Source organism: Mesorhizobium sp. RSR565B, assembly GCF_054719465.1.
In genome coordinates, this window is the sequence record NZ_JBTTIE010000001.1 from 4,782,140 (window position 1) to 4,794,555 (window position 12,416).

The following is a 12,416-nucleotide window of genomic DNA, read 5'->3' on the forward strand; positions in this document are numbered from 1 at the left end:
ATGGTGAATAGATCGTAATTTCCGTGGTTTACTCAAAGCATTGTCGTGACTTCATGAAATGTTTGCAGGTTCGTAATACGACCGTTGCGAGTGGCGGGTGCAAAATATGAAATACATCGTCTTCATTCTGTTCACGGTCATGACCAATGCCGCCGCGCAGCTGATGCTGAAGCAAGGCATGATGTCACTCGGGCCGATTTCGTTCGAAGGCACCAATCCGCTGTTGAGGCTGTTGCAGGTCGTTTTCAGCCCATGGGTGTTTCTCGGCCTGTGCACCTTCGTCATCTCGATGGCTTCGCATCTCTATGTGCTGTCCAAGGTCGAGCTCAGCTTTGCGTATCCGTTCCTCAGCCTTGCCTATGTCGCGGTTGCGATCTTCGCCTATTTCATCTTCCGCGAGGACCTCAATGCCTGGCGCATTGCCGGCATCGCCTTCATCTGCGTCGGCACCGTGCTGATCGCGCAAAGCGGTCGAGACTTGGGCGGGCGCGGGCATGACGACCAAACCGCTTCCATCATCCCCAACAAGACCAGCGAGATCGTTCGATGAGACATGTTATTTTCGGCGGCGACGGCTTCGTCGGCCGTCATCTTGCCCCGAAGCTTGTGGCCGATGGTGAAGAGGTTGTCGTTGCCGACATCGTCAAGAGCGACCTGACGCACTATCGCAACGTTCGCTTCGTCACCTGCGATGTCACGGATACGGCCTCGGTGGCCAACATCGGATTGAAGGCCGACGACATGATCTACAACCTGTCGGCCAAAATGCTGTCGCCGATCCAGGTGCGGGCCAAGCGTCACGACTTCTTCTTTCCGGTGAATTTCCATGGCACCGAACACATCATGCAGGCGATGGACAAGGCCGGCGCGTCCAAGCTCGTCCACTACACCACCGACATGATCTACGGCCATACGGTCACCCAGCCGATGACCGAGGAACATCCGGTCGCGCCGCTCGGCGAATATGGATGGTCGAAGCAGAAGACCGAGGAGCTCGCCGCGCAATGGCGCAAGCGCGGCATGTCGATCTCGCTTTTTCGACCGCGGCTGATCATCGGTCCCGGCCGGCTCGGGATCCTGGAAAAGCTGTTCAAACTGATCGACTGGAATTTTCCTGTGCCGATGATCGGCTCGGGCAAGAACCCCTATCAGTTCATCTCGGTGTTCGATTGCGCGGAAGCTGCCCGCGCGGCCTGGAAGGCAGGCGTGCCCAACCAGGCCTATAATCTGGGCTCCCTCAATCCGCCGCCGGTGAAGAAATTGCTGGGCGACCTGATCAAGCATGCCGGCTCGAAATCGCTGCTGATCCCGACGCCGGGCTGGGCGGTCAAGCGCACCCTCGACCTGCTCGATCTCATGAACATGCCGATCATGGATCCCGAACAATATCTGATCGCCGATGAGGAGTGCGTGCTCGACGTATCCAAGGCCGAGCGCCAGCTCGGCTGGGTGCCGCAATATCGCGACGAGGACATGCTGATCGCCGCCTACAGCGAATACCGCGCCAAGAAAGACGGGCTTGCCGTCACCGCAAATCATGTCCCCGCCGAATAGGTGGGACGACCAGGAGAACTCCGAAATGACCGTCATGGCCAAGCCTGAGCAGACGAACGCGCGCACCATGGTCGGCGCGCCGGCGTTGTCGCCTACCGCCATCGCCAAGCCCGACCTGATCAGCGTCGAGCAGGCGAAGGCGATGGATGTTGCGCGCATGACCGACTTGTTCAAGGCGCATCTCAATCCGGGCCAGCTGCATTTCATGAAGCTGCTCGGCTTCCACAAGATCAAGATCGAGCGTGCCGAAGGCATGTTCTACATCGACCAGAACGGCCGCAAGATTCTCGACTTCTTCGGCGGCTTCGGTTCGCTGGCCTTCGGCCACAACCATCCGCGCATCCTGGAGGCCCGGCGCAAATTCCAGGAGGAGAAGCGCCAGGAAATCGCCATCGCCTTCATGTCGCAATATGCATCGGCCCTTGCGCACAACATCGCCAAATGCTCGCCCGGCGATCTCGACATGGTGTTTCTGGGCTCGTCGGGTTCGGAAGCGATGGAAGCGGCGGTGAAGCTCGCCGAGCGCGCCGCCGGGCCTAAGAGGCCAAAAATCGTCTATGCCGAGAATTCCTTCCACGGCAAGACCAAGGGCGTGCTCGGCATTACCGATGGCCAGCTCTACCGCGCGGACTTCAAGATGGCTGAGAACACCGTTCGCATTCCGTTCGCCGATATCGAAGCGGTCGAGCGGCTGTTCCGCTCCGACCCGGAGGTCGGCGTCATCGTGCTTGAGACAATCCAGGGCGGCGGCGGCATCATCCAGGCGCCGGCCAAATACTGGCAGAAATTGCGCGTGCTCTGCGACCAGTATGGCGTGCTGTGGGTGGCGGACGAAGTGCAGTGCGGCTATGGCCGTTCGGGACGCTTCTATGCCTTCGAGCATTATGGCGTCGTGCCCGATGTGACGGCGCTGGCGAAATCGCTCGGCGCCGGCAAGGCGGCGGTCGGCGCGATGATCGCCCGGCGCGAGGTCTATATGAAGGCCTATGGCACGCCGAAGACGGCGATGATCCATGCCATGGCCACCTTTGGCGGCATGGGCGAGGCCTGCGTCACCGCGATCGAGGGCATCAACGTGCTCTATGATGAGGGGCTGATCGACAACGCCGCCACTACCGGCGACTATCTGCTGCAGCGCCTGCAGGCGCTGAAGGAGAAGTACCCGAAGATCATCAAGGATGTGCGCGGCAAAGGCTTTATGGTCGGGCTCGAGTTCCACGACTTCTCGCAGACCTTGCCGATGGTGCTGCGTCCGATCGTCAGCGTCCTCGACGACAAGCTGAAGGGCTCGCTGTCGGGCTTCGTCGGCGCGCTGTTGCTGCGCGACTATGACGTGCTCGTCGCCTTCACCGAATACAACCGCAACGTCATCCGTCTCGAGCCGCCGCTGATCTGCCAGCGCGAGCATGTCGACCATTTCGTCGATGCCTTCGATAGCCTGCTGTCGCGCGGCATCGTGGGGATCGTGAAGGATTTCGTCAAAAGCCAGGTCCGTTAAAGAAGTCCGTTGAGCGAAGTCCCGAGTCCGACAATGCTGAGCAAGTCTCCCGCCCCGCAAAACACACTCGACCGGCTGACCGCGGCCGCTCTGGCGTGGGGCGAGGGGACTTATGCGCGATGGGCCGCGCCAATCGGCGCGATCGCGTTTTCGCTCTATATCCTGCTGACGGCGTTTACCGCCTGGACGATGCCCGATGCCAATTGGGACATGCTGCCTTATCTCACAATCGCCGAGGAGGGCGCTTACCCAGATGCCCAGGCGCTGCATGACTATGCCTACAGGACGGTCCAGGCCGGCGTTTCGGCCGCCGACTACAAGGCGCTGACAGACGATGGCGGCGGCTTCCGCAGCCATATGGCGCAAAATGCCGCCGACTTTCACTCGCTGCTTGGCATGTACCGGATCAAGTTTCTCTATGCCGAGATGCTGTCGACGATGAGTTCGGTGATGTCGCCGGTCGAGGCGATGCGGGTGCTGCAGGTGGTCTCGGTGCTGCTGTTCGGGATGATCACGCTGCTGTGGCTGCGAACCGAAGGCGCGCTTGCGCTGGCGCCTGTGGTCGGCGCGGTGCTGATCATGGCCGATTTCGGCGATGCCGCACGCGCCTCGACCCCGGATCTGTTGTGCTCGGCGCTGTTCCTCGGCGGGCTGCTTGCCTATGTGCGCGGCCGCGAGGCAGCGACCGCTGTCCTGCTTTTCCTGGCCTTCATGGCGCGGCCGGACAACATCGTGTTCCTGGCCATTTTCGCCGTGCTGCTGCTGGTCTTCCGGCAGCGGGCGTGGGGCGCGCTGGCCGGCTTTGCCGCGTCCTTCGTCGCCTATTTCGCGATTTCGCACTGGGCCCAGCATCCCGGCTGGTGGCCGCATCTGTGGTTCTCCAGCATCGAGCAGCACTACAATATGGATGGCTTCGAGCCGCCGTTCTCGGTTGGCGCCTATCTCAAGGCGTTTGCCGCATCCTTCATTCGCGCTATCAGCATCAACAGCTGGGTCGGGGTCTCGGTTCTGGCGCTGGCCGCGTGGTTTGCGCTCGGCCGCGCCGGCTTCCGGCTCGATCGCCGCGCCGGCATCCTGCTTGCAGCACTGGTGCTCGGCGTGCTGGCGAAATTCACCGTCTTTCCGATCCACGACACCCGCATCTACTTCCCGAACCTTCTGCCGCCCTACCTTTTGCTTGTCGGCCCGATCATGGCGCTGTGGGCGTCGGCAAGCCTGAATGGAAGGCGGCCCATCGCCATACCTGGAGGTAAGCCATGAGTTCCATTTCCGGGCTGGCGCGCATCGCCCTTTCGCTCGGCCTGCCCGCCGGCCTGCTCGATCGCGGGCCGGCGTTGCGTGGCACGAAATTCCTGGCCAAGGCGGCGCTGAAGGCGCGGTTTGGCGGTGGGCAAGCCTTCCAGATGGTCAATGTCGGCGCTTGCGACGGCGCGCTGTTCGACGACGTCACGCCGTGGCTGCACCGCATTCCGCGGGCGCGGGCCGTGCTGGTCGAGCCGATCCCGTACAATCAGAAGCGGTTGCGCGCCAACTATCCCGACACGGAACGCTTCGTCATCGAACCGGTCGCGGTGACGAAGACCAAGGGCACGATCACCGTCCACACTTTCGATGCCGCGGCACTCGAGGCCGGCACGCTGCCGATCGATTTCATCGGCTGCTCGTCGGTCACCGACACCAATCTGATGTCGGGCAAGAATGCCTGGGGCGAGGACGACGCCAATTTCAACAAGTTCGCGCCGCACGTGAGGGATATCGAGGTGACGTCGGAAACGCTGCAGACGCTGCTCGACCGCAACGGCATCACGCATATCGACGCCTTCCTGGTCGATTGCGAGGGCGCCGACTGGATCGTCTTCGAACAGCTCGACCTCAAGCGCTACCGCCCCGGCATGATCAAGGTCGAGGTCGGCGCGCTGCCGGCGGCTGAAATCGGCGAGGTCGTGGTCAAGCTCAAGACATCAGGCTATCAGGTCGGCTTCCAGGCCGAGGACATCTGGGCCTTCGCCTGAGATAGATCGCCACTGGCGGCACGCCGGCGCGCCGGGTCGCGTCGCATCTGCGACGTGTCGCAAACAGGCGGTAGCTCCATCCACGTCCTCTGCATATTGTGCGCCATTCGAACGGGCGCGGACACGCCCGCTTTATCCCCTTGGAGTCGCGGCAATGGCAGAGTTTCCGAAACAGGCGAAGGTCGTCATCGTCGGCCTGGGTGGCATTGTCGGCGCGTCGATCGCCCATCATCTGATCGAACGCGGCTGGACCGACATTGTCGGCATCGACAAATCGGGCATCCCGACCGACATCGGCTCGACGGCGCATGCCTCGGACTTCTGCTACACCACCAGCCACGACTTCTTGTCCTGCTGGACGACGCTCTACTCGATCGATTTCTACGAAAAGATGGGCCATTATGCCCGCATCGGCGGCCTCGAAGTGGCGCGCGTCGGCGACGACAGCCGCATGGACGAGATCAAGCGCAAGATCGCCTCGGCCAAATCCTTCGGCACCCGCGCCCGGCTGATCGAACCGGCCGAGATCAAGGAAAAATTCCCGCTGATCGAAGAGTCCATGGTGCAGGGCGGCCTGTGGGATCCGGACGCCGGCCTGGTCATCCCGCGCTCGCAGACCGTCGCCGGCAAGCTGGTCGACCAGGCGGAAGCTACGGGGAAACTCAAATCCTTCGCCAACACGCCCGCCAAATCTCTCATCGTCGAGGAAGGCCGCATCAAGGGCGTCGTTACCGACCGCGGCACGATCATGGCCGATTATGTCATCGTCTGCGCCGGCATCTGGGGCCGGCTGATCGCCGAGATGGTCGGCGAGGACCTGCCGGTCATGCCGATCGACCATCCGCTGACCTTCTTCGGTCCCTACAATGAGTTTGCCGGCACGGGCAAGGAGATCGGCTGGCCGCTGCTGCGCGACCAGGGTAATTCGGCCTATATGCGCGACACCGGCGACCCCAGGACCGCCGAGGGTGGGCAGATCGAATGGGGTTATTACGAAGAGACCAATCCGCGCCTCTGCCATCCGCGCGATTTGCTGGAAAAGGATCAGGCGCGGCTGTCACCGTCGCAGCGCGATCTCGACATGGAGCAGATCCTGGCGCCGCTTGAGCGCGCCATGGAGCTGACGCCGATCCTGGGCGAACTCGGCTACAATGAAAGCCATTCCTTCAACGGCCTGTTGCAGGTGACCCCCGATGGCGGCCCGTCCATGGGCGAGAGCCAGAAGGTGAGGGGCCTCTGGTACGCCGTCGCCATCTGGGTCAAGGACGGCCCCGGCATGGGCAAGCTGATCGCCGACTGGATGACGGACGGCCGCACGGAAATCGACCATCACGCCATCGACTATGCGCGCTTCTATCCGCACCAGACGAAAGAGCAGTTCATCTGGGATCGTTGCACCGAGACGGCGATGAAGGTCTACAATCCGGCGGTGCATCCGCGCGAGCCGTTCTCCAAAGGTCGCAACATCCGCCGCTCGCCGTTCTGGGAGCGCGAGAAGGAGCTTGGCGGTTACTTCATGGAGCTGGGCGGTTGGGAGCGCGCGCATGGCTATGCCGCCAACGAGCATCTGCTGGAGAAGTATGGCAACCGGGTTCCCGTACGTGAGAACGAATGGGACAACCGCCATTTCTGGCGGGTGTCCAATGCCGAGCACCTGGCGATGAGCGAGGATTGCGGCATCGTCAACCTCTCGCATTTCTCGATGTACGACATCGAAGGGCCGGACCATGTCGCGCTGCTGGAGTGGCTGTGTGCGGCCAAGATCGGTGGCGACAACAACATCGGCAAGGGTATCTACACCCACTTCCTCGACGAGGAAGGCATGGTGCGCGCCGACTTCACCGTCATCCGCATGGCCGACCGCTGTCGGCTGATCGACGGCGCCGACGCCGGTCCGCGCGACTTCCGCTACATGCAGCGCACCGCGCAGGATAAAGGCTTTGACGTCACCATCACCGACGTGACGGAAAAATATGTCACCATCGGCATCTGGGGACCGAACGCCCGCACGACGCTGCAGAAAGTGGTCGAAAATCCGGATGGTCTCTCGCTCGAGAACTTCCCGTTCGCGGCGATCAAGCCGGTCAGGATCGGCGGCAAGGACGTCACCGCCTTCCGCATCTCTTATGTCGGCGAGCAGGGCTGGGAACTGCATATGCGTTACGAAGACGGCCTGGCCGTTTGGGACGCGCTGCGCTCGACCGGGGTCATGCCGTTCGGCGTCGAGACCTATGCCAACACCCGGCGCATGGAAAAGAGCCTGCGCCTGCAGAACGCCGACCTGTTGACCGAGTACAATCTGCTCGAGGCCGACCTTGCCCGACCGAAGGTCAAGGAGAACGATTTCTGCGGCAAGGCAAAACATGTCGAATACCGCGCCCGCGAGCACCAGCCGGCGATCCTGTGCACGCTGGTGATGACGGAAAACGTCGATTCGAAGGGTGTTGCCCGCTATCCCGTCGGCACCATGCCGGTGATGGATCCGAAGACCGGCGAGACGCTGGTCGACGAACTCGGCCGCCGCTCCTTCACCACATCGATGGCCTATGGCCCGACCATCGGCAAGAACATCGGCCTCGCCTATCTGCCCTGGGCCCATGCCCAGGAGGGCCGCAAGTTCGCCATCGAATATTTCGGCGAGACCTACCCGGTCGAGGTGGCTGCCGTCGGCTACAAGCCGCTCTACGATCCGGAGAATTTGAAACCGCGGAGTTGAGCGTCATAGGTTCCAACCAACACATCGAAAAGCCCGGCACCTCTCCGGGCTTTTTGCTTTGTCAGCAGCCGGTTTTCGCTTACCTTCGGGTATGTCTGCTTTTTCTTGCGCACGACATTTCCTTTCAGGCAGCGCCGCGCTGGCGCTGGGGCTCTGGCTGGTGCCGCCGGTTCAAGCCGCCGAGCCGGTCGACGTCGAGCTGGTGCTGGCCGTCGACGTGTCGCTGTCGATGTCGCCGGGCGAACTCGAAATCCAGCGTCACGGCTATGCGGCGGCGCTGACGCACGACAATGTGCTGCAGGCTATCGCCGATGGCGCCTACGGCAAGGTCGCCGTCACCTATGTCGAATGGGCGGGTGCGACCACGCAGCAGGTCGTCGTGCCGTGGACGGTGATCGCCAGCCGGGCCGATGCTGAGCGGGTGGCCGCGCAGCTTTCCGCCCATCCGCCGGCCAGCGCCCGGCGCACCTCGATTTCCGGCGCGCTGGAATTCGGCAGCGATCTGTTCGCCGAAAGCGGTTTTCAGGGGACAAAGCGCGTCATCGATATTTCCGGCGACGGCCCCAACAACCAGGGCGGGCCCGTCGACATCACCCGCGACGCGGTGGTCAAGCAAGGCATCATCATCAACGGCCTGCCGCTGATGACGCGCGGCGGGTTCGGCGGCGCCTACGACGTCAACAGTCTCGACCGCTACTACAGCGACTGCGTCATCGGCGGTCCCGGATCCTTCATGATCCCGGTCAATGACTGGACGCAGTTTCCCGAAGCGATCCGCCGCAAGCTGGTGCTGGAGCTGGCCGGCGCCGCTTCGCCGCAACGGGCGAGCGAGGAGGCCGGGCATCCGCTGGTGGTGCTGGCGCAGGACCGGCCGACCGACTGCCAGGTCGGCGAAAAGATGTGGCGCGACCGCAGCTGGATGTTCGATTCGCGTTAGCGTGCGCATCATCACGCTGCCGTGAAGGGCCGGCTTCATTGACAAGCCCATGGGCGTCTGTGACACAATTCGACATCCGAAAAAACAAGGGGAACCGACATGAACAAGACCATCGTCGCTGCCGCGGCATTGGCGCTTGCGGCTGCAATATCCGTGCCGGCCGAGGCTGCCACATCGGTCACCATCGGCATCAGCGGATGGACCGGCTTTGCGCCGCTGACGCTCGCCAAGCAGGCCGGCATCTTCGAGAAGCATGGCCTCGACGTGACCCTGAAGAAGGTGCCGCAGGCCAGCCGGCCGCTCGCCATCGCCAGCGGCGATCTGCAATGCGCCGCCACCACGGTCGAGACCTGGCTGGTGTGGAACGCCTCAGGGGTGACCACCAAGCAGATCTTCCAGCTCGACAAATCCTATGGCGCCGACGGCATTGTGGTGCGCAACGACATCAAGACCGTCGCCGACCTCAAGGGCAAGAATGTCGCGTCCTCGGCGCCGGGCACGTCGCCCTATTTCATGCTGGCCTGGGTGCTGAACAAGAACGGCCTGTCGACCAAGGACGTGACGGTCGTCAATCTGGAACCGGATGCGGCGGCGCAAGCCTTCCTCGCCGGTCAGAACGATGCGGCGGTCACCTACGAGCCGTTCATCTCGGCGGTGCGCGACAAGTCCGACCAGGGCCATATATTGGCGACGACGCTCGACTATCCAATGGTGCTCGACACGGTCGGCTGCACACCTGAATTCCTCACCGCCAATCCCGACGCCGCCAAGGCGCTCGCCGACAGCTATTTCGAAGCGCTCGACCTGATCAAGAGCGATCCGCAGAGATCCTACGAGACCATGGGCGCCGACGTGAAGCAGTCTGCGAAAGAATTCGAGGATTCGGCGAAATACCTGAAATGGGCCGACAAGGCGGAGAACAAGCAGTTCTTCACCAAGGAATTCCAGGACTTTTCCAAGACCGCCGGCGAGCTTCTGCTGCAGATGGGGTTGATCAAGGAAGCGCCAGATGTTGCAGCGCTTGCCGATACCAGCGCGGTGGCGAACTGATAGTCCGGCCTTTGACCATCATGCGGCGGTGCCAGCGCGCCGCCGCTTTCTACCGGGCAACGCGACTGAGCATGGGGACGATCTGACGATGCGGACGATCTGAAGATGCGCCCCTTGCATCCGGTGTCGCCGGGCATTCGAACCGTGCTTGGCATTTCCTTCTTCGTGCTGTTCGTCGCCTTCTGGGCGTGGATCACGCTTGGCGGCCACGTCAACCGCATCTTCCTCGCCGATCCGCTGTCAATGCTGCGGGATGGCTGGCGGCTGCTGGTCGAGGATCGCTTCTGGCTCGACATATTGATCACCATCTGGCGGGTCTTCGGCGGGTTCCTGCTGGCGTCGATCGTCGCCGTGCCGATCGGCATCGCCATGGGCGCCTGGAAGCCAATAGAGGCGTTTCTGGAACCGTTCGTCTCCTTCGCCCGCTACCTCCCGGCTTCGGCCTTCATTCCGCTGCTCATCCTGTGGGCCGGCATTGGCGAGCTGGAAAAGCTGCTGGTCATCTTCGTCGGCTCGGTGTTCCAGATCATCCTGATCGTCGCGGTCAAGGTCGGCTCGACGCGGCGCGACCTGGTCGAGGCGGCCTATACGCTGGGCTCGACCAACAATGGCATCGTCAAACGGGTCATCATGCCGGCCAATGCGCCCGAGATTGCCGAGACGCTGCGGCTGGTGCTCGGCTGGGCCTGGACCTATGTCATCGTCGCCGAGCTGATCGGTTCGTCCTCAGGCATCGGCTACATGATCATCAACAGCCAATCGCGGCTGGCGACAGGGCAGATCATCTTCGGCATCATCGTCATCGGGCTGATCGGATTGTTGTCCGACTTCGCCTTCAAGGCGTTCAATCGCTGGCTCTTCCCCTGGAGCCTGGCATGAGCAAGTTGCTTATCGAAGGCGTCTCGCGAACCTTCGCCGGCGTGCGTGGCGGGCAGCCGGTCAAGGCGCTGATGCCGGTCGACCTTGCGGTCGCCGCCAACGACTTCATCACCATTCTGGGGCCGTCCGGCTGCGGAAAGTCGACGCTGCTCAGGATCGTTGCCGGACTGGAAGGGCCGAGCGAAGGCCGTGTGCTGCTCGACGGCAAGGCGGTGACGCGGCCGGGACCGGATCGCGGCATGGTGTTCCAGTCCTACACGCTGTTTCCCTGGCTGACGGTGGCGCAGAATATCGCCTTCGGCCTGCGCGAACGCGGCATGGCCGAAAAGGAGCGAGACGGGATCGTCGCTTCCTATGTCGACCTCGTCGGGCTCAAGGGCTTCGAGAACCATTGGCCAAAGCAGCTGTCCGGCGGCATGCAGCAGCGCACGGCGATCGCCCGGGCGCTGGCCAACGACCCCGAAATCCTGTTGCTGGACGAGCCGTTCGGTGCGCTCGACAACCAGACCCGTGGGCTGATGCAGGAGCTGCTGCTCGGCATCTGGGAACGGCGCAAGAAGACGGTGCTGTTCGTCACCCACGACATCGAGGAGGCGATCTTCATGGCCTCGCGGGTGATCGTGATGAGCGCGCGGCCAGGCCGCATCAAGTCGGATGTCGCCATCGACCTGCCGCATCCACGCCACTACACGCTGAAGACCAGCCCGGAGTTCTCAGGCCTGAAGGCGCGGCTGACCGAGGATATCCGCGTCGAGGCGATGCGCACAGTACAGGCGCAGCCCGCCGAAGCCTGAGTGCGTTTTCGGATCAGGCCGCCAGCAATTGCTTGCGGTCGACGCGCTCCTGCTGCGGCGAGCGGGCATAGAGCTCGCGGTAGCATTTGGAGAAATGCGACGCCGAGACGAAGCCGCAGGCGACCGCCACTTCGACCACCGGCATCGACGACTGGATCAAAAGGTGTCGCGCGCGGTCGAGGCGGATTTCCAGGTAGTAGCGGGCAGGGGACCTGCCCATCTCGGTGCGGAACAGCCGCTCGATCTGGCGGCGCGACAGGTCGACGTGGTCGGCGATTTCGATCAGCGACAGCGGCTCGGAGAGGTTGCCTTCCATCAGTTCGATGATGGTCAGCACCTTGGAATTCTGCACGCCGAGGCGGGCGCGCAGCGGCAGGCGCTGGCGGTCGGTGGGGCTGCGCACGCGGTCGGTCAGCACCTGCTCGCACACGCGGTTGACCAGATTGTCGTCGAAATCGTCGCCGATCAGCTTGAGCATCATGTCGAGGGCGGCGGTGCCGCCGGCGCAGGTGTAGATGTTCTGGTCGATCTCGAAGAGGTCGGCAAAGACGTTGGCCTTGGGAAAGGCCTCGGAAAAGCCCGGCAGGTTTTCCCAATGGATGGCGCAGCGCTTGTTGGAGAGCAGGCCGGCGGCGGCAAGGATATGCGCGCCGGTGCACAGGCCGCCGACGGCGACGCCTCTGTTGTATTCCTCGCGCAGCCAGGCGAAGGCCGACCTATTCTGGTAGCGCTCGACATTCATGCCGCTGCAGACGATGGCCATGTTCGGCCGATCCGGCCCGGCCATTTTCTTGCGCTCTTCCTCGAGCGAGGTGTTGACGGCGCATTCGACGCCGTTGGAGGCGCGCACCGGCTTGCCGTCGATGCTGGCGAGGCGCCAGCGATAGGCCTCATAGCCGAGCATGCGGTTGGCCGAGCGCAGCGGGTCGAGCGCCGTCGCAAAGGCGATCATGGTGAAGTCCGGGACAAGGAAGAA

11 protein-coding genes are annotated in these 12,416 nt (G+C 62.8%); 10 read left to right on the forward strand and 1 reads right to left on the reverse strand.

Annotation, left to right across the window (positions count from 1 at the left end; genetic code table 11):
- The first annotated feature begins 106 nt into the window (after positions 1–106).
- From ACYG9R_RS22930 to ACYG9R_RS22975, 10 genes are all read left to right on the forward strand, one after another.
- Positions 107–550, forward strand: coding sequence for an EamA family transporter (locus ACYG9R_RS22930; RefSeq protein ID WP_023700340.1), 444 nt, complete (start codon positions 107–109; stop codon positions 548–550).
- A complete protein-coding gene (locus tag ACYG9R_RS22935; RefSeq protein WP_023681794.1) occupies positions 547–1,554 on the forward strand; it encodes an NAD-dependent epimerase/dehydratase family protein in 1,008 nt (335 codons plus the stop codon). Before ACYG9R_RS22930 ends, ACYG9R_RS22935 begins: the two co-directional genes overlap by 4 nt.
- Before the next feature lie 67 nt (positions 1,555–1,621).
- Positions 1,622–3,052 carry an aspartate aminotransferase family protein gene (locus ACYG9R_RS22940; protein WP_245259874.1) on the forward strand — a complete coding sequence of 477 codons (1,431 nt, stop codon included), beginning with the start codon at positions 1,622–1,624 and terminating at the stop codon, positions 3,050–3,052.
- Between the two features lie 33 nt (positions 3,053–3,085).
- Positions 3,086–4,312 (forward strand): glycosyltransferase 87 family protein, encoded by a 1,227-nt coding sequence (locus ACYG9R_RS22945; protein ID WP_023706096.1) that lies wholly within the window; start codon positions 3,086–3,088, stop codon positions 4,310–4,312.
- Positions 4,309–5,064, forward strand: a complete 756-nt coding sequence (locus tag ACYG9R_RS22950; protein ID WP_023823084.1) for an FkbM family methyltransferase — start codon at positions 4,309–4,311, stop codon at positions 5,062–5,064. Before ACYG9R_RS22945 ends, ACYG9R_RS22950 begins: the two co-directional genes overlap by 4 nt.
- 154 nt (positions 5,065–5,218) lie before the next feature.
- Positions 5,219–7,780, forward strand: a complete 2,562-nt coding sequence (locus ACYG9R_RS22955; RefSeq protein WP_023823083.1) for a GcvT family protein — start codon at positions 5,219–5,221, stop codon at positions 7,778–7,780.
- A 91-nt stretch (positions 7,781–7,871) separates the two neighbouring features.
- Complete coding sequence (locus ACYG9R_RS22960; protein ID WP_023823082.1) at positions 7,872–8,717, forward strand: DUF1194 domain-containing protein; 846 nt, start codon at positions 7,872–7,874, stop codon at positions 8,715–8,717.
- A gap of 99 nt (positions 8,718–8,816) precedes the next feature.
- Entirely contained in the window at positions 8,817–9,767 is a 951-nt protein-coding gene (locus ACYG9R_RS22965; RefSeq protein ID WP_023823081.1) for an ABC transporter substrate-binding protein, read from the forward strand.
- A gap of 105 nt (positions 9,768–9,872) precedes the next feature.
- Complete coding sequence (locus ACYG9R_RS22970) at positions 9,873–10,646, forward strand: ABC transporter permease (RefSeq protein ID WP_023670383.1); 774 nt, start codon at positions 9,873–9,875, stop codon at positions 10,644–10,646.
- Positions 10,643–11,440, forward strand: a complete 798-nt coding sequence (locus ACYG9R_RS22975) for an ABC transporter ATP-binding protein (protein WP_023823080.1) — start codon at positions 10,643–10,645, stop codon at positions 11,438–11,440. Before ACYG9R_RS22970 ends, ACYG9R_RS22975 begins: the two co-directional genes overlap by 4 nt.
- 13 nt (positions 11,441–11,453) lie before the next feature.
- Here ACYG9R_RS22975 and ACYG9R_RS22980 read toward each other — a convergent pair whose 3' ends face one another.
- Positions 11,454–12,392: a GlxA family transcriptional regulator gene (locus tag ACYG9R_RS22980; RefSeq protein ID WP_348524244.1), complete on the reverse strand. Its 939-nt coding sequence runs from the start codon at positions 12,390–12,392 to the stop codon at positions 11,454–11,456.
- Between the last annotated feature and the right edge of the window lie 24 nt (positions 12,393–12,416).

What these genes read in the sequence shown, in the direction of transcription:
- ACYG9R_RS22930 (WP_023700340.1), top strand. Translation starts at nt 107, where the DNA reads ATGAAATACATCGTCTTCATTCTGTTCACGGTCATGACCAATGCCGCC.
- ACYG9R_RS22935 (WP_023681794.1), top strand. Translation starts at nt 547, where the DNA reads ATGAGACATGTTATTTTCGGCGGCGACGGCTTCGTCGGCCGTCATCTT.
- ACYG9R_RS22940 (WP_245259874.1), top strand. Translation starts at nt 1,622, where the DNA reads ATGGTCGGCGCGCCGGCGTTGTCGCCTACCGCCATCGCCAAGCCCGAC.
- ACYG9R_RS22945 (WP_023706096.1), top strand. Translation starts at nt 3,086, where the DNA reads ATGCTGAGCAAGTCTCCCGCCCCGCAAAACACACTCGACCGGCTGACC.
- ACYG9R_RS22950 (WP_023823084.1), top strand. Translation starts at nt 4,309, where the DNA reads ATGAGTTCCATTTCCGGGCTGGCGCGCATCGCCCTTTCGCTCGGCCTG.
- ACYG9R_RS22955 (WP_023823083.1), top strand. Translation starts at nt 5,219, where the DNA reads ATGGCAGAGTTTCCGAAACAGGCGAAGGTCGTCATCGTCGGCCTGGGT.
- ACYG9R_RS22960 (WP_023823082.1), top strand. Translation starts at nt 7,872, where the DNA reads ATGTCTGCTTTTTCTTGCGCACGACATTTCCTTTCAGGCAGCGCCGCG.
- ACYG9R_RS22965 (WP_023823081.1), top strand. Translation starts at nt 8,817, where the DNA reads ATGAACAAGACCATCGTCGCTGCCGCGGCATTGGCGCTTGCGGCTGCA.
- ACYG9R_RS22970 (WP_023670383.1), top strand. Translation starts at nt 9,873, where the DNA reads ATGCGCCCCTTGCATCCGGTGTCGCCGGGCATTCGAACCGTGCTTGGC.
- ACYG9R_RS22975 (WP_023823080.1), top strand. Translation starts at nt 10,643, where the DNA reads ATGAGCAAGTTGCTTATCGAAGGCGTCTCGCGAACCTTCGCCGGCGTG.
- ACYG9R_RS22980 (WP_348524244.1), bottom strand. Translation starts at nt 12,392, where the DNA reads ATGATCGCCTTTGCGACGGCGCTCGACCCGCTGCGCTCGGCCAACCGC.